We start from the raw sequence: 19,996 nt of genomic DNA, 5'->3' as shown, positions 1-19,996 counted from the left end.
TGAATTGTAACCATCTTGTGAAAATAGATCAGTTGTCCGCCATATTTAAATTTCTTGATTATATTTACTAATACGTTTTAGCTTTTTAGGCGATTTTAAAATGGCATCGACCAAATCAACAATTATGTTCAATATCAAAAAATTATCAGGCGGCATCCTTTTTCTTTTTGTAACTCGGCTGAGTTTGGCACAACAAACTTCACCAGTAGACTTTGTAAACCCGCTGATCGGTACAGAATCTAAATATGAACTGTCAAACGGCAATACATATCCGGCGATTGCACGTCCTTGGGGAATGAATTTTTGGACACCACAGACGGGCAATATGGGCGACGGCTGGGTGTATACGTATACTGCAGATAAAATCAAGGGATTTAAGCAGACGCATCAACCAAGCCCCTGGAATAATGATTATGGCCAATTTTCGTTGATGCCAATGACGGGTAAACCACAGTTTGATCAGGAAAAACGCGCGAGCTGGTTCTCTCATAAAGCTGAAGTTGTGAAACCGTATTATTATAGCGTTTACCTGGCGGATCATGATGTAACGACCGAGCTTACACCTTCACAGCGGGCGGCAGTATTTCAATTTACTTTTCCCAAGACTGATCAGGCGTACGTGATTATTGATGCCTTTGACAAAGGGTCATATATTAAAGTGATTCCACAGGAAAATAAAATTATCGGTTATTCGACAAAAAATAGCGGTGGTGTTCCGGATAATTTTAAGAATTATTTTATCATTACTTTCGATCGGCCTTTTTCCTACAAGGCGGGTGTAACGAATGGTAATATTAAAGACAATCAGCTGGAAGTTAGGGATGATCACGCTGGAGCGATCGTAGGTTTCCCTTCATTAAAAAGGGGAGAGAAAGTAGTCGCTAAAGTTGCATCTTCTTTTATTAGTTTTGAACAGGCAGCGCTTAATCTGAATGAGGTGACATCTAAAACATTTGAGCAGGTTGCCGACGAGGGCAAGCAACAATGGAATGATGTATTGGGTCGTGTTCAGGTCGAGGATGCCAATATAGATCGTTTACGTACATTTTATTCCTGCCTTTACCGTTCGACATTATTTCCCCGGGATTTCTCGGAAATTGATGCTTCTGGAAAAAGAATGCATTATAGTCCCTACAACGGACAAGTTTTACCTGGTGAGATGTTTACGGATACAGGTTTTTGGGATACATTCAGAAGTTTGTTTCCACTCTTGAATTTACTCTATCCATCCATGAATGACCGAATGCAAGCGGGATTGGTGAATGCTTATAAAGAAAGTGGATATTTACCAGAATGGGCATCACCCGGACACCGTGCATCTATGATCGGTAATAATTCCGCTTCAATAGTAACAGACGCCCTGATAACCGATCGAAAAGGTTATGATAAAGAGCTGCTTTGGGAGGCCCTAAAACATGGAGCCCATAATGCCTATCCCAAACATTCCTCTACAGGACGCTTTGGGCATGAATATTATAACAAATTGGGATACATTCCAGCAGATGTAAAGGTAGACCAGAATGTGGCGCGTTCCTTAGAATACGCTTATAATGATTGGTGTATTTATGAATTTGGAAAGACGCTGGGGAAACCAAAATCCGAAACAGCCATTTATGCGCAGCGTGCAATGAATTATAAAAATCTTTTTGATCCAAGGACAAAGTTGATGCGAGGAAAAAAATCAGATGGCTCTTTTGTGGATAATTTTGACCCTAGCGCTTGGTCTCGTGAGTATACGGAAGGTAATGCCTGGCATTGGAGCTTTTGCGTATTCCATGACCCTCAGGGTCTAATCGACTTGATGGGCGGAAATAAATCTTTTGTTTCCATGTTGGACACCGTGTTCGTTATCCCAAGTTATGAAGGAATGAAAAGCCGTAGCATGATCCATGAGATGCGTGAAATGCAAGTGATGAATATGGGGCAATATGCACATGGTAATCAGCCTATTCAACATATGCCTTATCTCTATAATTATGCAGCAGAACCATGGAAAGCACAATACTGGGTTCGTAAGATAATGGATAAACTGTATCTCCCGACGCCAGACGGCTACTGTGGAGATGAGGATAATGGACAGACCTCAGCTTGGTATGTTTTTTCATCACTGGGATTTTATCCTGTGTCCCCAGGTTCGGGAGAATATGTGATCGGTTCGCCTCAGTTTGATAAGGTGACCTTGAAACTCGAAGGTGGAAAAGAAGTGCATATCCATGCAAAGCAACAGGGGATAGATCAGGTCTATGTGGATCAACTTTTCTGGAACGGAAAAGCTTATGATAAAAACTATATCCGTTATTCAGACCTATTGGACGGTGCAAATCTGGATTTCAAGATGAGTGCAGAGCCGAATAGAAATAGAGGCATCAAGAGAGAAGATGCACCATATTCTTTCAGTAATGAAAAACGTTAAGATAAAGCTTCATTAAAAATGCCTTTTAGGATCAAATGAAATGTACAGTTTGATCTCATAAAATGTAAAATATTAAAAAACCATGATGACGAATCCAATTGCTGTCATGGTTTTTTTACATTAATAAAATAATCTTGGCAGTTTAAAATCATACCTTTGTGGTTCGAAAATTCGATATGTTAGGTAAATTATTCCATCTTCTAACACTCTTTGCGTATCTCAATCTCTTGACGTATGAGTCATTCTCATCAGCGACAGGACAGGTTTTGCATGCTGGAGAAACGATCGTGGAATATTTTTTGGATGATGTATTGGATTTAGAACCTATTCATCCTTCACAGGAAGAGAAAGTATTATTGCAGGACGATTATCGTATATTTTCTGTCAATAGTCAGGTACTATCCATCTTTATATTTGTTTTTGGGATTGTATTTACTGCCTTATGCTTTTCGAAGGATAAGGTACATCCTTTTTATCGGTCAAAGACGCTCTGTCGACCGGGATATTATGAATTCTTGTATAGGTTCCGGCCTTTCTAGGTATTCTCCTTTTACTTTTCTATCGGAGTCTATAAAACTACTGTTTTAACTTTTGTTAATCGTGTCACAGGACAGTTGTTTCCTTGCGTTGTTATGCAATATTAATGTAGCTCCCATCTAGTTTAACATTTTATATTTTATCGTTTTTATGAAGAAATTACTTGCGCTGTGCCTATTATTGGGTACGGTTGGGATGCTGGCTTCTTGTCGTTCCTCTAATGCGAATGCCGAGCAAAAAGAAGAAATTAAAAATATTCCCGTTACACCATTGATTGTCATGGATACTACAGTCTACCAAGAATATATTGCAGATATTCAGGCTTTGAAAAATGTAGAGATCAGATCCAAGCTAAATGGTTTTTTGGATAAAATCTTTGTGGACGAGGGGGCCTGGGTAAAGAAAGGTCAGGTATTGTTCAGATACAACAACGAAGAATATCGTTCAGAACTCGCCAAGGCGAAAGCGCAATATGATAACTCCATTGCCGAAGCGCAGAAAATAAAGCTTGAGATGGAAAGAACCCAAAAATTGGTGGATAAAAATATTGTTAGCCCTTCGGAATACAATTTATTGAAAATTCAGTTGAAGGCCGCCAATTCCAAAATCGAGGAAGCCCGTGCTTTAGTTAACCAAGCTCAGACAAGATTGGATTATACGGTTATCCAGGCACCCTTTGATGGTCGGATAGATCGGATTTTATTAAAAGAGGGTTCGCTACTGACGGAGGGAAGTCTCATTACTACGATTTCTGATTTAAGTCGGGTCAACGTATATTTTGATATTTCAGAACGGGAATACTTAACCATGATGCAAGATAAAATGAATGGTAAAGAGACCCGCAAAACTGTAAAATTGATCTTGGCGAATGGAGCCTTATATCCACATGAAGGCGTCGCTCATATTGTCGAAAGTGAATTCGAAGCAAATACTGGCTCTATTGCTCTTCGTGTACAATTTCCCAATGCAGAGCATATCTTAAAACATGGGGCAACCGGTAAGATTGCCGTGCCAATGGAAACTGGGGAGCACGCATTTGTACATCAAAAATCGGTGTTTGAAATTCAGGACAAAACATACGTCTATACGATGCAACCTGATAGTACAGTCAAGATGACCCCCTTTGTTGCGGGCCCTCGTGTAGGGCATTATTATATTGTTGAAGGTGGTCTTGATCCAAAGGTCCAAGTGGTCTATGAAGGTGTGCAAAACTTGCGTAATGGAATGAAGATTAATCCAAAATTAAGGAAGCTGTAGCGGAGGATAAATTATGTTTGAAACATTTATAAAAAGACCCATATTATCGCTGGTCATATCGGTTTTTATTACCCTCTTAGGGTTGCTGGCCTTATTTACATTACCTATTACACAGTTTCCGGATATCGTGCCCCCTTCGGTGGTGGTGAATGCCAATTATACGGGGGCAAATGCGGAGGTAAGTACCAATGCGGTGGCTATTCCACTGGAAAAAGCAATAAATGGTGTTGCCGGTATGACCTATATGAACTCTGTATCGACCAATAATGGAAGTACGGTGATCCAAATTTTCTTTGAGGTAGGAACAGATCCGGATATTGCTGCGGTAAACGTACAGAATAGGGTGACAACAGTGCTCGATGAGTTGCCCGAAGAGGTCATTAAAGCCGGGGTAACGACAGAGAAAGAAGTCAACTCGATGTTGATGTATCTGAATGTGTTCACTGACGATGAAACTGCTGACGAACGTTTTATCTATAATTTTGCAGATATTAATATCCTGAAGGAGTTAAAACGTATCGAGGGGGTCGGTCTGGCCCAGATTATGGGGATGCGTGACTATGCGATGCGCGTATGGGTAAAACCCGATCGTATGGCCGCCTATAATATCTCTGCAGAGGATGTGGTGGCGGCTTTGCGCAAACAAAATATTGAGGCTGCGCCTGGACAGACCGGGATAAGTTCCGACAAAATGCGGAATATGCAGCAGTACGTCTTGCGTTACCCCGGAAAGTTTACGGAAATTGACGAATATGCGAATGTGCCTATCCGTGCAAATTCCAATGGCTCGATTATTCGTATCAAGGATGTGGCCGACGTCGAGTTTGGTTCCCTGGATTATGAAATGGTCTCCAAGACAGATGGCCGGCCATCGGCCTCGATCATGTTAAAACAGCTTCCAGGATCGAATGCACAGGAAGTTATTCAACGGGTAAAAGATCGTATGGCCGAATTGAAGCAGAATTCATTTCCAGCTGGTATGACCTATACCATGGGCTACGATGTGTCCCGTTTCTTGGATGCGTCTATTTCGTCGGTGATAAAGACCCTATTGGAAGCATTTCTATTGGTCTTCATCGTCGTGTTTATCTTTTTGCAGGATTTTAGAGCGACTGTTATCCCGATTTTAGCCGTACCGGTCTGTCTGATTGGAGCTTTGTTCTTTATGCAGATGTTAGGGTTTTCCATCAATCTACTAACACTATTTGCATTGGTATTGGCCATAGGAATTGTAGTGGATAATGGGATTGTAGTGGTGGAGGCAGTCTATGCCAAAATGGAGGAAGAACACTTGCAGCCAATGGAGGCGACTTTGGAGGCGATGAAGGAAGTTGGCGGGGCAGTCGTGGCAATCACCTTGGTCATGTCAGCAGTGTTTGTTCCGGTCGCATTTCTTTCCGGTCCGGTGGGGATATTTTATAGGCAGTTTTCCCTGACTTTGGCGGCGGCCATTGTGATTTCTGGGATCAATGCCTTGACGTTGACGCCGGCGCTATGTGCGCTTTTCCTTCGGTCACCGCACGACCGTAAGCCATCCAATAATTGGTTGGATCGTTTCTTCAAACAATTTAACGCGATTTATGACCGAACAGCATTTGGGTATAAAGGAATCTTAGTGAAAACAAGTGCGCGACGCGGACTCACCTTGTTATTGTTGGGTGGATTCTTTGTAGCGACCTGGGGAAGCAGTGCGATATTGCCATCCGGATTTATTCCAACGGAAGACCAGGGGATGATCTATGTCGCTGTGACTACGCCCCCGGGTGCTACAGTGGATCGTACCGAACGTGTGTTGGATAAAATAGATTCTGTCGCACGCAAACTGGATATTGTCGAAACGGTTTCAACTTTATCGGGATATAGTATCGTTACCGAGGTGTCGGGTGCTTCCTATGGTATGGGAATGATTAACCTTAAACCTTGGAAAGAAAGAGATCAAACGGTCGATGATGTAATCAAGGAATTGCGCGAGAAAACAAAGGATTTTGTAGATGGGCAGATTGATTTTTTCCCTCCGCCGACAGTTCCGGGATTTGGTAACTCTTCCGGGTTTGAATTACGTTTGTTGGACCGTAGTGGGAATGAGGATCTGAATAAGACCGCAGAGGTACTGGAGAAGTTTATGGAGGATATGGAGAAAAGTGAAGTCATTCAGGATATCAGTTCCAGTTTTGATGTCAACTTTCCGCAATATATGCTGAAAGTTGACTACGATATGGCTGCTAAGAAAGGGATATCGGTAGAAAATGCGATGAATACCTTACAAACTTTGATGGGGAGCCTCTATGCAACCAATTTCATCCGTTATGGGCAAATGTATAAGGTGATGGTACAGGCAGGACCCGAGTATCGCCAGCGACCTGAGGATGTACTCCGTTTATATGTCAAGAATGAAACGGGAGAGATGGTACCATATAATGCTTTTATTTCCATGGAGCGTATTTATGGACCTGAACAGATTACACGGTACAATATGTTTAGTTCGGCGATGGTCACCGGCCAGTCTTCTCCGGGCTTTAGTTCGGGACAAGCCATTGACGAAGTAGAAAAGATTGCATCGTCTTTACCGCAGGGCTATAGTATTGAGTGGTCCGGGATGACGCGTGAACAAAAGATATCGGGAAATCAAGCTTTGTATATTTTTGCACTCTGTTTACTCTTTGTTTACCTGTTGTTGTGTGCTCAGTACGAAAGCTTTTTATTGCCATTACCAGTTCTCCTCTGTTTACCTGCCGGAATTTTTGGAGCCTTTATTTTCCTGAAAATATTTGGTCTGGAAAATAATATTTATGCGCAGGTAGCACTCGTCATGCTGATTGGTCTTTTGGGCAAAAATGCCATATTAATTGTGGAATATGCCAACTTGAAATACAAGCAGGGAATGGATATTGTAACAGCTTCAATTGAAGGGGCTGTCGCTCGTTTACGCCCTATTTTAATGACTTCTTTTGCCTTTATCGCCGGATTGATCCCGTTGATGATGGCGAGTGGTGCCGGAGCTTTGGGGAATCGGAGTATCGGTACTGCTGCGGTCGGAGGGATGCTTATCGGGACGATATTAGGTGTTATTGTTATCCCGGGACTGGTCATCTTATTCTCAAAAAAGGAGAATAAAAAACAGGTCATAAAACAGACATCGTTAGTGATTGCTGCACTAATTCTTTTTGGTAGCTGTTCGGTCCCCAAGAAGGCGGCACAGCCTGAAAAAATTGCCGTACCGACAGCATTTTCAGAAAGGGCTGCTATGGATAGCGTAAATGTGGGTAATCGGTCCTGGCGGGAAATCTTTAAGGATCCGCTTCTGGTCGCATTGATTGATTCCGCTTTGCAGCATAATATTGATATTCGTCAAGCAATCTTACGGCTTGAATCAGCACAGGCTTATTTCAAACAGCGGAAGGCCGCATTAGGCCCCACAGTTGAAGCAGCTGTTGAAGGGGGAATACGTAAATATGGGCACTACACAGAATCGGGCATCGGTAATTATGATTCGAATTTCTCTGATAACCTGAAGAGTGATGAAAAACTGCCGGAACCATTTATTCCCGATTATTTTATCGGACTTCGTTCTTCGTGGGAAATTGATCTATGGGGTAAACTAAAAAGCCAAAAACAAGCTGCTTATTTTGGTTTTTTGGCCGAACAGGAAGGAAAACGCCTATTGGAAACCGAGTTGGTATCTAATATTGCAACAGCCTATTATGAGCTGATGGCCTTAGATCAAAAGATTAAGGTATATAACCGTAATATTGAACTGCATACCAATGCCCTTGAAGTGGTAGAGGTAAAGAAAGATGCCGGTTATGCTACCGAGCTGTCTGTCCAACAATTCAAAGCGCTATTGGCAAATTCCAAATCTGCTCAAGAAAAATTGAGTCAGGAGATTGCACTTTGGGAACATCATATCAACGGATTGCTGGGACGGTATTATCAACCCATCAAGCGCAGTGCGTACGTTGAGAACACCAATCTCTATCATGGAATGGCCTTCGGGACGCCAGATGATCTGGTCAATCAGCGCCCAGATATCAAAACGGCCTATCTGAAGATGATGGCGTCGTCAAACAGTCAGGAAGCGTCACGGCTAGCTTTTTTACCCTCGGTGGCCATTAGCCCTTTTGTCGGTTTGCAGAGTTTCAGTTTCAACAAGTTGTTTAATCTGGACAAGTCCATAGCCTATAATTTATTTGGGGGAATTACATTACCAATATTGAATCAAAGACAGTTGAAGACACAGTATGAAATTGCAAAGGCCGATTATGGAATTGCCTTTTTAAACTATGAGAAATCTGTGGTAAATGCCTATAATGAGGTCTCAAATGTCATCATGACCCAAGAGGCGATCAGCAAACGGCGAACGTTTGTGGATGAGCATGTAAAGGCATTGGATCTATCCATTGAAGCCGCGCAGGAGCTATTTATCGCTGGGCGCGTGACATCTTTGGATGTGGTCACAGCACAAAAAGAATCCTTGGAGGCCCAGATTGGAAAAGTCGAATTGGAGAAAGAAAATACCTTGAACCAGATTTTACTCTACAAAGCTTTGGGTGGTGGTTGGAAATAAAGCTGCCCGTGGAATAATAAGAAAACTATTTTTCATGCGATAAAGAATTAACTTGTTAATTCTTAAACTCTTAATTGGGTTAAGGGAAGGGGCCGTCGTGAGATGTCCTCTTTTTTATTGTTATTTTTATGTAGTTTAGCTTTGACGATGTTGAACCGGGCTTTATTATGTTGCAGCGCATTTTTATTTTCATTTTTCTATTTCATTTAAGTTTTTTACTATCTGCTCAGGACTATTCGGATAGTACCAAGATTTTTCAACGGTTAGAATATCTAATGGAAAATCAGAAGATGTATGTTAAAAATCGGGAAGACAAATTGGACAAACTAAAACAAGAAGCGAAAGCACTTGAAGCTGACCAAATGCGCTTTTTTGAGAAGAATTACGAAATTTTTGAGAGCTATAAAAAGTTTGATTCCGATGCTGCACTTACCTATATCACGCTTTGCCAAAAATTAGCTCCGGCCAACAATGACTCACTTCATACAGTTATTCAACTAGATTTAGCCTGGGTTTATTCGACGATTGGACGTTATATTGAGGCGTCAAAATTGTTGAATGAGATTAGTCCCGCAGGCCTTGGTACCAAACTTTTGGCCAAATATTACGATACCTATAGCTCATTTTATAGTCATTACGGACAAAGTAACAACCGCCAGGAATATTATCAGGCGAGTGAACGTTATCGCGATTCGCTATTAAAGGTCTTACCGACATCTTCATTGGAATACCGGACGACCATTGCGGTAAAAACCTTATTTAATGGCAGTCGGGAAGATGCTAAAAAGCAATTTTTTAAACTTTGGACGGAAAATCAGAAAGACTTGGAGCAGCGCGCCCTCTTGTCCTATTTTATGAGCTTGATCTATAAATACGAAAAAAATACGGCTGGTCAACTTTACTATCTGGCTGTGTCAGCAAGTGCAGATATTGAAATGGCAAATCGTGACAATGCTTCATTTCATGATTTAGCGCTAGCTTATTATGACAAACAGGATTTTGATTGTGCCTTTCGTTATATTGAAAAGGCGATTGATGATGCGATGCTATGTAAAGTACGTTATCGGATTATCGAAGGCACCTCTTCCTATCCGATCATTAATGCCGCATACCAACAGAAAATCAATACCCAGAATAAGCAATTGATCGCTTTGGTTGTTGTGGTCAGTATTTTATTGGTCGGTGTAATTATCGGCTTGATAGTGATCTATCGCCAAGTACAGCATTTGCGCAGGATCAGATCCGAATTGTCCGGAACCAATCAGCAGTTGCGCGCGTTGAACACTGAAATCAATCAAACGAATTTAAAGCTCTCCGAATCCAATCACATTAAAGAGGAGTATATTGCGCAATTTTTTGATATGTGTTCAAGCTATATCGACAAAATGGAGGATATACGAAAAGCTTTACTGAAAAAAGCATCCAATCACCAGTGGGAAGCAATTCGGGAGCAATTGAAATCGACACAGATGGAAGAAAGGGAGGTACAACAACTTTATATCAATTTTGATCGGATCTTTTTGAACCTTTATCCAACGTTTGTTGATGAATTTAACGCTCTTCTTCAGGAGGATGAGAAGATATATCCGAAGAAGAACGAACTGCTCAATACAGAACTGCGTATCTTTGCCCTGATTCGTCTGGGGATAGATGACTCGGTTAAGATTGCCAGTTTCCTTAGATACTCCCTTCGTACAGTTTATAACTATAGGACCAAGGTACGTAACAAAGCAGCTGGTCATCGCGATGACTTTGAGGCTGCTGTTTGTCAAATTGCAACCATTGATCGATCTTAATATCAACTGATAAATACCAAATTATTAATAATACAAGGCTGTATTCGATCTCTTTTTGGTACTTTTTATCTTATATTTATTTTCGTATGATATTGTTTTTTAGTATCTTATGTTTTTTTGTAGGTACTTTTTTAGTACCGTCGCTTTTTTTCCTGTCTGGGTCCTACTAGTTTTGTTTTAAGCGATGGAGCAGGGGAAACTCCTCGCAATTTGGAATAACCAAAGACAAAACAATAACCAATTTTTTTATTTCATATGATTTACTTTACTCGAAAAGTAACCTTTTCCATGGGGCTGATTTTCTTGTGTACCTGGTTGAATTCGGTATTTGCACAAGACCGTATTCAGGTCAGTGGACGGGTGCTTGATGCCCAGGATCAGAAACCACTCACTGGCGTAACAATTACACAGAAAGGTACCAGTAATGCGGTTTCCAGTAACGGAGATGGGCGTTTTCAAATTTCAGCTGTTCAAGGTAGTATTCTTCAATTTAGTTTTGTTGGCTACGACAATAAAGAATTGCCGGCTAATAGTACAATGACTGTTCAGCTGAACGCATCGACCAATGTACTTGAAGACGTTATTGTGATCGGTTATGGTGCCGTAAAACGGAAAGATGTAACCACTGCAATTTCCTCTGTGTCGACCAAAGATTTGGAGAAGAGGCCGGTCGTAAGTTTGGGGCAGGCCATACAAGGGAAGGCTGCAGGTGTTTCTGTGATCCAACCCAATGGAGCGCCCGGTGGTGAGATGTCAATTAAAGTCCGGGGTACAACCTCATTCAATGGTTCAAATGACCCACTTTATGTTGTCGATGGACTACCTGTTGAGGACATCAAATTTTTATCACCAAGTGATATAACGGACATTCAGATTTTAAAAGATGCTTCGTCGGCAGCTATTTATGGGTCGCGTGGAGCAAATGGTGTTATTCTTGTGACCACAAAATCTGGAAAAGCTGGGGAAGCTAAAATTACCCTGGGAGCGCAAGCTACAGCAAATGTGGTAAATAATACCGTAAAAGTGTTGAATACCGCACAATACAAGGAGTTGATGGATGAGACAGGTTATGTAAAGCTGCCAGAAGGGCTTACTGATCAAACAGACTGGTTTAAGGAAACTTATAAAACCGGAGTTCAACAGAATTACCAGTTATCAATCTCTGATGGTAATGAGAAATTACGCTATTATTTGGGCGGAGGTTATCTGACAGAAAAAGGCACACTGCAAGGTTCATTCTTTAGACGTTATAACTTCAAAGCGAATATAGATAATCAGGTGAAAAAATGGATGAAGGTTAACGCCAATTTATCTTATGCGGATTACAATACCAACGGGATTATCTCGGGCAACGGATCTAATCGTGGGGGAGTAGTTACTTCGATCATCAATACGCCTACTTATGCACCTATATGGGATCCTTTGTTTCCTGATCGATACAATACCAATTTCAATGGACTAAATATAAACAGCCCTTTAGAAAATCTCGAACGAACCAAGAATAACAATAATCGGGAGAATAGATTATTGGCAACAGGAAGTGTATTGATATCCTTTATGCCTAATTTAACCTGGAAGTCTTCATTTTCAATGGATAGACGGTCGGGCGTACTGACAACATTTTTAGATCCTTGGATTACGCAACAGGGTAGAAATCAATTTGGAGAGGCCTCTGACGCACGCAACACAAACACGGTATTGACTTGGGACAATGTGCTGACTTACAGCAGAAGCTTTGGAAAACATAGCTTGGAGACGATGGCAGGTTCATCTTGGACAGATTCAAAATATTCCAATAGTTATATTTATGGTTCGAACTATGCCAACGGAATTATCCAGACACTAAATGCGGCAAACAAGATTTCATGGAATGGAACCGGCTCTGGAGCGTCCAATTGGGCCATCCTATCCTATTTTGCCCGTGCGATGTACAATTACGATGGAAAATATCTGGTAACTGCAAATATGCGTGCGGATGGATCGTCTAAATTAAGCCCTTCCGGTCGCTGGGGATATTTTCCTTCGGTGTCGGCTGCATGGCGCTTATCAGCGGAGGATTTTATGAAAGATGTAGACTGGATCAATGATCTGAAAATACGTGGCGGATGGGGGCAGACTGGAAACCAATCTGGACTTGGAGACTACTCTTATCTTTCGTTCAATGTGATTCAGCGCTTACCTTGGTTTGAAGACAAATACCAATATTCCCCGCCGAATATTGGGAATTCGACTACATTGAGAGCGACAGATTTAAAATGGGAGACGACTACCCAGGCAAATGTGGGGATTGATTTTTCTACATTAAATAACAGATTGAACCTGACCTTAGATTACTACCATAAAAAAACAACAGATATGCTGATGGAAGTAAGCTTGCCTACAGGTTCTTCTTCGGCGAGTACAATTAAACGAAACGAGGGCGAGATGACTAATAAGGGATTTGAGATCGGAATAAACTCCAAGAATTTAACAGGAGATTTTACATGGAATACGGATTTTAATATTTCTTTTAACAAGAACCGTCTGGATAAGCTCGTCTTTACAAAAATCTACAATGATGCGGTTACAAATAATCTAGTGAACGCAACTGTCGTTAGGAATGAACCCGGAAGGCCTTTAGGTGGATTTTATGGTTATATCTCTGATGGTGTAAATCCGGAGACAGGTGAATTAATGTATAGAGATTTGAATGGTGATGGCAAAACATCCCCTTCCGACCTGACTTATATTGGAGATCCCAATCCAAAATTTGTATATGGATTGACAAATAGCTTTTCCTGGAAAAATTTTGACTTAAGTATATTTCTTCAGGGTACTTATGGGAATGACATTTTCAATGCGAGCCGAATGGAAACAGAAGGAATGTATGATGGTCGTAACCAAACAACAGTTGTACTCGATCGCTGGCGCGTTCCGGGACAGATTACACATGTGCCCAAAGCAGGATTTGATATTAAAAACTCATCTTATTTTGTAGAAGATGGAAGCTATTTGCGCGTAAAAAATATTTCCTTGGGTTATTCTATCGCACCTGAACGTTTGAAAAAGATTGGAATTCAAAAGATTCAGCCTTATTTTTCGGCAAGTAACCTATTTACGCTGACTAAATATTCAGGCATGGATCCGGAGGTAAACCAGTGGGGGAATTCGGGAAGAGTACAAGGCCTCGATTGGGGGACATATCCACAAAATAGATCTTTTGTACTTGGTGTAAATGTAGAATTTTAATTGAATGGTGATGAAAAAAACAAATATTAAATATTTTTTACCTTTGTTCATGACAGGCTTGTTGCTGGCTTCTTGCTCGCTAAATCGCGATCCACTGGACAGTTATACAGATGTTAGTCAGGGTAAAACAGAAAATGGAACACAGATCGTCTTTAAAAACAGAAGCGAGGTAGATAATTTTCTTTCTGGGATTTACCAACAGATGCGAGATAGGCAAGAGCATTGGTATCTGGACCTATTGTTGATCGGCGATTCCCATGCTGATAATGCGTACGCAGGAACAACAGGTGCCGAAGTTGTACCATTTGAAAATAATTCTATTGAGGGATCCAACTCCGTTGTTGATCGCGATTGGACACGTTATCTTGAAGATATTGCGCGGGCCAACCGTTTAATAATCAATGTTGATAGTGTTGCGGATAAATCCATTAGTGATGCTGACATCAAAGTTTACAAGGCGCAGGGTAAAATCTTTCGGGCACTGGCGATGTTTGATATGGTGCGCATATTTGGCTCCATTCCAGTAATTACAACACAAGGAAAAGATATTACCGCGGAAAATATCGAAGCCGTATACCCGGAGTACTTCCCCAAGCAGGCGACTGAAGAGGAAGCGCATAAACAGATCGAGAAGGATCTGTTGGAGGCCCTGGTTGATGCCCCGGTCAATAACAATGCGAATAAAACCTTGTTTACAAAATCCGTAGCCCGGGCAATGTTGGTAAAACTCTATGCGGAAAAACCCCTCCGGGATTATAATAAAGTTATTCAGTATGCGGACGCATTGACTGGAGATGGATTTGATTTGAATCCCAATTATGGGGATTTATATGAATTGAATGCGGCCAAGACAGACCTAGCGCAACGAAATACAAAAGAATCAATTTTAGAGGCGCAATTTATGCCTGGATCTGGAAACTGGGCGACCTGGATGTTTGGTCGCGACCTGTCTAATTACGACAATGCATTTACATGGGCCAAATGGGTCACACCATCACGTGATTTGATACAAGCATATACGAATGAAGCAGATCAAATTCGGATGGCACAATCTATTGTTTATTATACAACAACCTGGAGCAACTATTACCCATCAAGCCATTATCCTTTTATGTTTAAGTTGCGTTCGGGCATGAGTAGCATCGTCAAGCTCCGCTACGCCGATATTTTGTTATTGAAAGCTGAAGCCATGATCCAATTGGGGTCAAATCTTTCGGGGGCAGCTGATATTATTGATAAGATCCGTACGCGTGTAAAATTGCCCAAATTATCTGCTGGAGTTCGTGCGAATAAAGATGCTTTGCTGGAAGCATATTTAAAAGAGCGTCGCTTAGAATTAGCCTTCGAAGGACAGCGTTGGTTTGATCTGGTTCGTTTGGATAAGGTGGAAGTTGTCATGAATGCTGTGTATGCGAAAGACTCAGGAAGAAAGGCGCAGGTATATCCGTTCACAAAGAATTCCTACCGTCTGCCGATTCCGCAACCTAAAATTGACCAGAATCCTAACTTAGTTCAGAATCCAGGATACTAATTATTTAATTTTTTATGAAACGTAATAATAAAACTATGATATATACATTCTTGTTGTCCTGTCTGATCACAGCAACATCTTGTAACCGTGATAGCTTCACACCTTCACAAGGTGATGATATCAAAAAATCTGGCGATGTCACTATTGTAATGACTAATACAAACCGTGCTTATGATCTGACAAAAAAATATGTCGATTTTAGCACAAAGTTTAATATGTCGCCCAATACGATTTCCTTAAATCCTGATCAGAAGTTTCAGACAATGGACGGATTTGGTGCTGCTATAACGGGCTCTACCTGTTATAATCTGATGAAAATGAGTAAGGAGGATCGGACGAAATTTCTTACCGAGACGTTCTCCGATAAAGATGGTATGGGCATGAGCTATATTCGTATTGCTATCGGATGTTCGGATTTTTCATTAAGCGAGTATACCTGTTGGGACAAGGAAGGAAAGGAAAATTTTGGGCTGCAGTCAGAAGAAAAGCAATATGTTATTCCTGTGCTGAAAGAGATTCTAGCCATCAATCCAAACGTCAAAATTATGGGATCGCCATGGACTCCGCCAAAATGGATGAAGGTCAATAATCTGACAGATTTAAAACCTTTTGATTCCTGGACCAGCGGTCAATTAAATCCGAAATACTATCAGGATTACGGTTGGTATTTTGTACAATGGCTTCAGGCAATGAAGAAGGAGGGCATTAATATTTATTCAATTACCGTTCAAAATGAGCCATTGAATCGAAAAAATTCTGCTTCAATGTACATGTCATGGCAGGAGCAACAAGCATTTATCAAACAATCTCTAGGCCCACAGCTTAAGGCTGCCAGTATTGCTACGAAGATCTACGCATTTGACCATAACTATAATTACGATAATATGGCTGACCAGGAAGATTATCCTATCAAAATCTATAATGATGCAGGAGCGGCTTCCTTTATTGCTGGCGCAGCTTATCACAACTATGGTGGTGATAAAGCGGAGTTAATTGATATTCATAATCAGCGTCCGGATAAGGAACTGGTTTTTACAGAGACATCTATCGGGGAATGGAATGATGGGCGTAATCTTGAAAAGCGTTTAATGGAAGATATGCGCGAAGTGGCGCTAGGGACTGTAAACAATTGGAGCAAGGGTGTTATTGTTTGGAATTTGATGCTGGATACGGATAAGGGGCCAAATCGCGAGGGCGGTTGTCAGACCTGCTATGGTGCCGTTGATATTAGCAAGTCAAATTACAAGAGTATCACGCGCAATTCGCATTATTATATTGTAGGACATCTGTCGTCTGTAGTCAAATCCGGTGCGACACGTATTGGCGCTACAGGATATACCGCTGCAGGACTGGTCTATAGTGCCTTTCAGAATACAGACGGAAGCTATGCTGTAGTGTTGTTGAATGAATCGAATGACAACCGGAAAATTACACTGGCAGATGGTAAACATCATTTTAACTATGAGGTTCCTGCAAATTCAGTCGTCTCTTATCGTTGGAAAAACTAAATACTGGGATTATGAAAAGATATCTCATCAATGTACTATTGGGAGTAATAGCTGTGGTAAGTTCCTGTAAAAAGGATGAAAAATATGCCTATCAAATTGGGGATCCCAAAATTGAATTGAAATCCGACGTTTCTGTAGCCCATTTTGGCGATAGCCTAGTCTTTAATATCCATGTATCGGATAGCGAAGTTGCTTTGTCTACGCTGAAAGCGCAGTTGTATTTTACAGATGACAAGGTTACTGAAACGACGATTCGTACAAAAGAGAACGGCGACTACAGCGGAAAAATTTACGTTCCTTTTTTGAAAGACATTCCGGATGGGAAAGCGACCATTAAGTTTGTTTTGCAGAATATTAGTCAGAAGAAAACCGAACAATCCTTTGATATAAACTTAAGTCGCCCGGACTTTCCTTACCTCACTTTGGTTACCGAATCAAAGTCCTATCGCATGGAGAAGACTGGACGAAACCAATATGCAGCAAACGAGAATTTTTCGGCAGATGTAAAGGGCTATATTCAAGCACCAAAGGTTGGCGAACAAGGTAATGCCATGAGTTTTGGATGGGTTAATAATGCTGTTGATTTTGGTTCTAAAGCTGAGATCCCGTTTTCAAATTCAACGTCTGGCGTATATCCTATACAATTTAATACATTGACGTATCAAGCCTCGCCATTTATTTTCGTATTGCTTAATGGATCGTTGTTCAGCAGTCTTGATGATAAGCATTCTAAAGTTGAGATGGTGTTAAATCAAGGGGAAACAGCGACTTTTGAAGGTATTGCGGATCTACAAAATTGGTGGATTGATCCTGACTTTTTTACGCAATCCGCAGATGGGGGCATATCGTTTAAAGGAGCAACAGGGAAATATCGGATTACTGCTGACTTCGCACTCAAGTACTTTGTCGTTGAGGCCATGGCCGGGAATGACCTTGCTAAATTGCAGGAAGATGGTACTGGAGCTGTATGGATTATTGGAGAAGGCGTTGGAAAACCAAAAGTATCCAGTAATCAGGTAGGTTGGAATACAGATAAAGCACTCTGTTTAGCCCCATTGGGTAATAAAAAGTACCAAATTACATTGAGAGCAGGCGAGTCTATCAATACCGATAATATCAACTTTAAGTTTTTCCATCAGAAGGGCTGGGGCGGAGAATTTGGTGGTACGGACGTGACAACGTCGAGTGATCTGATTTTTATTGGTGATGGTAAAAATGGGCGTGATTCCGGAAATTTGGGTATCAAAACCGGTAAAATGTTGGAAGCTAGCAAAACGTATACATTTACCTTAGATCTAACAGCCGGTAATAAAAAAGCCGTGCTTACAGTTGTACCAAAATAAGCTGTTTTTTGATTTTTCAGTCCCCAGGTAAAACCTTACCTGGGGACTATATTGTTCCTATTGAATTTGTTTAATCAAGGATTCATTTATATATTTGCCGAACTCACAAGATGAAAGCTAGACAGTTCATATGGATTTTATTGCCTTTGATGCTCCTCCAGAGCTTCTCAACAGTATGGCTGTGGTCCATTTTTGAGCTGAATCGAGATTACATTGCACGCTACGAATGTATCAACCGTTTCAATGAAAATGCCCTTTCGTGTAGAGGACAATGTATCCTAATGAAGAAAATGCGTGAACACGAAGAAAAGGAGCAAAAGAACCTTGAATCACGTATTATCGACGTCGTTTTTATCAATAATTCTCAAAATTTTGACTTTAAGGTCTCTTCTTTATTTCAAGAAGATTTAGCGGAACGCTCGTTCCCTGAATACAACGAAAATTATTCTTACAGACCTATTTTTACCATTTTCCACCCCCCATTAGTTTAAATCCATTTTTAGAAATCATCATGAGTTTTTTGCTGATCGCTTATAGCGACAAATAATTCCTCATGTTCACTTCATCGTGTTTAAGCAATAGTGTATTCTGATGGTTCCATCACACCTGATACCACCTAAGGCAGCGTGAATGCCTTAAAAGGAAAATGGACTAATGAATAACAAAATTAAACAGATGAAAACTTTATTTGAACAGGTTGTCTGTTTTTGGATGACGGGTTCCGGGTAATTTAGAAAAATTTCTAGGATAGGATATGTATTGCGGCTACCTTTCTGATAGGCGCGGTCCACTGTCTATATGTTATTCTCTTCTAACCATTCTTGAGCCTGTACTACAACGGATTACCTGTTAACTAAGCTAACATGGTATTTTTATGAAGGTAAGTATATTGGTAAAAACAATAGTTTTTTATGCTGCTCTTGCGTGTGTGTTTCTCGGATCATGTACAAAAGGAAAAACAAATTATGAAGCCGAAAGGGGAGATGTAATTGAAGAGAATACTGAATTTAAGGAAGTCTCAAATGCTGTAACCGCTAATTATACGGTCAGTATAGAAGCTTTAAATGGTGTATTATATCGTGGTTATAATGATATCCGCGTAAGAATTAAGAATACACAAACAAATACTCCCGTGGAAGTGTCGGATCTTACATTTCTGCCTATTAGGACCACTGTCATGGGAGAGAAGAGTTCATGTCCAAATCGGTATAATTTCGATTATAAATCGGCGGATAAGTATTTTTCAGGTTATACGGTTTTCACTACCGAAAGCGATGCCGCGGGTAGTTGGGCACTCTATATCAATTTTACCGTCGGTAATCAATCCTTCTCCTTGATAAAAGAGGTGTCGGTTAGACAACAGCCGAATAAAAATTTGAATATGACGATGTTTACAGGGGGGGATGATGAGCAGTATGTCATCGCATTGATTGCTCCGCAGAAGCCAAATGTCGCCGAAAATAAATTGGTCGCTGGTATCTATAAATTGAACAAGTTGCTTGATTCTTCGGCGAAGGAGATCACTAATCAACTGCAATTTTCCTATTCGCAGGTTGAGCGTTATACGTTGAAGTTAGACCCGCGCATGCCTGAACCTTCCATGGGCAATCACTCATCTCCTAACAACAAAGATTTGTTACAGGACAAGGATGGTTTATACCATGGTGTGGTAAATTATACCATGACAGGAAATTGGACATTAAATTTTATCCTATTGGATCCAGCTGGAAAAGTGATCCGCGGTACCGAGGTGCCAAAGGATTTTACACCGGGAGTGGAAGGACGTAAGAGCGAGCTACATCTCGATATTTTATTCTAA

Annotated in this window: 11 protein-coding genes; all 11 read left to right on the top strand. The window is 40.9% G+C overall.

Annotation, left to right across the window (positions count from 1 at the left end; all coding sequences use genetic code 11):
* Nucleotides 1-124 precede the first annotated feature (124 nt).
* The 11 genes from HMAT_RS23960 to HMAT_RS23910 all read left to right on the top strand — a co-directional run bounded on the left by HMAT_RS23960 (nt 125) and on the right by HMAT_RS23910 (nt 19,996).
* On the top strand, nt 125-2,413 hold the full coding sequence (locus tag HMAT_RS23960; protein WP_199768749.1) for a GH92 family glycosyl hydrolase: 2,289 nt from the start codon (nt 125-127) through the stop codon (nt 2,411-2,413).
* A gap of 158 nt (nt 2,414-2,571) precedes the next feature.
* Nucleotides 2,572-2,952, top strand: a complete 381-nt coding sequence (locus HMAT_RS23955) for a hypothetical protein (protein WP_158656085.1) — start codon at nt 2,572-2,574, stop codon at nt 2,950-2,952.
* Between the two features lie 148 nt (nt 2,953-3,100).
* A complete protein-coding gene (locus HMAT_RS23950) occupies nt 3,101-4,207 on the top strand; it encodes an efflux RND transporter periplasmic adaptor subunit (protein ID WP_104385352.1) in 1,107 nt (368 codons plus the stop codon).
* A gap of 13 nt (nt 4,208-4,220) precedes the next feature.
* On the top strand, nt 4,221-8,771 hold the full coding sequence (locus HMAT_RS23945) for an efflux RND transporter permease subunit (protein WP_104385351.1): 4,551 nt from the start codon (nt 4,221-4,223) through the stop codon (nt 8,769-8,771).
* A gap of 275 nt (nt 8,772-9,046) precedes the next feature.
* The gene (locus HMAT_RS23940; protein ID WP_158656084.1) at nt 9,047-10,567 is read left to right on the top strand and encodes a DUF6377 domain-containing protein; all 1,521 of its coding nucleotides are present in this window, start codon (nt 9,047-9,049) and stop codon (nt 10,565-10,567) included.
* A gap of 255 nt (nt 10,568-10,822) precedes the next feature.
* A complete protein-coding gene (locus HMAT_RS23935) occupies nt 10,823-13,795 on the top strand; it encodes a TonB-dependent receptor (protein ID WP_104385349.1) in 2,973 nt (990 codons plus the stop codon).
* A gap of 10 nt (nt 13,796-13,805) precedes the next feature.
* On the top strand, nt 13,806-15,326 hold the full coding sequence (locus tag HMAT_RS23930; protein WP_104385408.1) for a RagB/SusD family nutrient uptake outer membrane protein: 1,521 nt from the start codon (nt 13,806-13,808) through the stop codon (nt 15,324-15,326).
* Nucleotides 15,327-15,361: 35 nt separating this feature from the next.
* The gene (locus HMAT_RS23925) at nt 15,362-16,834 is read left to right on the top strand and encodes a glycoside hydrolase family 30 beta sandwich domain-containing protein (protein WP_104385407.1); all 1,473 of its coding nucleotides are present in this window, start codon (nt 15,362-15,364) and stop codon (nt 16,832-16,834) included.
* Nucleotides 16,835-16,845: 11 nt separating this feature from the next.
* Nucleotides 16,846-18,177 carry a DUF5125 domain-containing protein gene (locus tag HMAT_RS23920; RefSeq protein ID WP_104385348.1) on the top strand — a complete coding sequence of 444 codons (1,332 nt, stop codon included), beginning with the start codon at nt 16,846-16,848 and terminating at the stop codon, nt 18,175-18,177.
* 110 nt (nt 18,178-18,287) lie between these two features.
* On the top strand, nt 18,288-18,668 hold the full coding sequence (locus HMAT_RS23915) for a hypothetical protein (protein WP_104385347.1): 381 nt from the start codon (nt 18,288-18,290) through the stop codon (nt 18,666-18,668).
* A 383-nt stretch (nt 18,669-19,051) separates the two neighbouring features.
* Nucleotides 19,052-19,996: a hypothetical protein gene (locus tag HMAT_RS23910; RefSeq protein ID WP_104385346.1), complete on the top strand. Its 945-nt coding sequence runs from the start codon at nt 19,052-19,054 to the stop codon at nt 19,994-19,996.

The organism is Sphingobacterium sp. HMA12 (assembly GCF_002933815.1).
In the GTDB taxonomy this organism is placed as follows: Bacteria; Bacteroidota; Bacteroidia; order Sphingobacteriales; family Sphingobacteriaceae; genus Sphingobacterium.
This window is presented reverse-complemented; position numbering and strand designations above follow the sequence as displayed.

Coding starts and splice junctions, on each gene's coding strand:
- HMAT_RS23960 (WP_199768749.1), top strand. CDS start 125: ATGTTCAATATCAAAAAATTATCAGGCGGCATCCTTTTTCTTTTTGTA.
- HMAT_RS23950 (WP_104385352.1), top strand. CDS start 3,101: ATGAAGAAATTACTTGCGCTGTGCCTATTATTGGGTACGGTTGGGATG.
- HMAT_RS23945 (WP_104385351.1), top strand. CDS start 4,221: ATGTTTGAAACATTTATAAAAAGACCCATATTATCGCTGGTCATATCG.
- HMAT_RS23940 (WP_158656084.1), top strand. CDS start 9,047: ATGGAAAATCAGAAGATGTATGTTAAAAATCGGGAAGACAAATTGGAC.
- HMAT_RS23935 (WP_104385349.1), top strand. CDS start 10,823: ATGATTTACTTTACTCGAAAAGTAACCTTTTCCATGGGGCTGATTTTC.
- HMAT_RS23930 (WP_104385408.1), top strand. CDS start 13,806: ATGAAAAAAACAAATATTAAATATTTTTTACCTTTGTTCATGACAGGC.
- HMAT_RS23925 (WP_104385407.1), top strand. CDS start 15,362: ATGATATATACATTCTTGTTGTCCTGTCTGATCACAGCAACATCTTGT.
- HMAT_RS23920 (WP_104385348.1), top strand. CDS start 16,846: ATGAAAAGATATCTCATCAATGTACTATTGGGAGTAATAGCTGTGGTA.
- HMAT_RS23915 (WP_104385347.1), top strand. CDS start 18,288: ATGAAAGCTAGACAGTTCATATGGATTTTATTGCCTTTGATGCTCCTC.
- HMAT_RS23910 (WP_104385346.1), top strand. CDS start 19,052: ATGAAGGTAAGTATATTGGTAAAAACAATAGTTTTTTATGCTGCTCTT.